Origin of the sequence: Acrocarpospora macrocephala, assembly GCF_009687865.1 — a bacterium.
Lineage (GTDB): Bacteria > Actinomycetota > Actinomycetes > Streptosporangiales > Streptosporangiaceae > Acrocarpospora > Acrocarpospora macrocephala.
The window spans coordinates 2,164-2,572 of sequence record NZ_BLAE01000143.1; the positions used below are offsets into that span (position 1 = coordinate 2,164).

1 other annotated feature (cut by a window edge) is annotated in these 409 nt (G+C 55.0%).

What is annotated here, in order from left to right:
* Positions 1-51 precede the first annotated feature (51 nt).
* Positions 52-409 (forward strand) — a sequence feature (mutual gap in cmsearch alignment for this rRNA model is longer than 100) (it continues 3,285 nt past the right edge of the window).

Genomic DNA, 409 nt, shown 5'->3' on the forward strand with positions numbered 1-409 from the left:
GGTCGGCTGTTTGTTGTTTGTGAATTGCATAGTGGACGCGAGCATCTTTGTGGCCAAGTTTTTTAGGGCACACGGTGGATGCCTTGGCATCAGGAGCCGATGAAGGACGTGGGAGGCTGCGTTAAGCCTCGGGGAGTCGCCAACCAGACGTTGATCCGGGGATGTCCGAATGGGGAAACCTAGCACCAGTCATGTGGTGTTGCCTCCGCTTGAATGTATAGGGCGGTTGGTGGTAACGCGGGGAAGTGAAACATCTCAGTACCCGTAGGAAGAGAAAACAATAGTGATTCCGTGAGTAGTGGTGAGCGAAAGCGGATGAGGCTAAACCGTATGCGTGTGATAGCCGGCAGGTGTTGCGCATGTGGGGTTGTGGGACCCTCTGGAAGTCTCTGCCGAGGCTTCAGGCAGT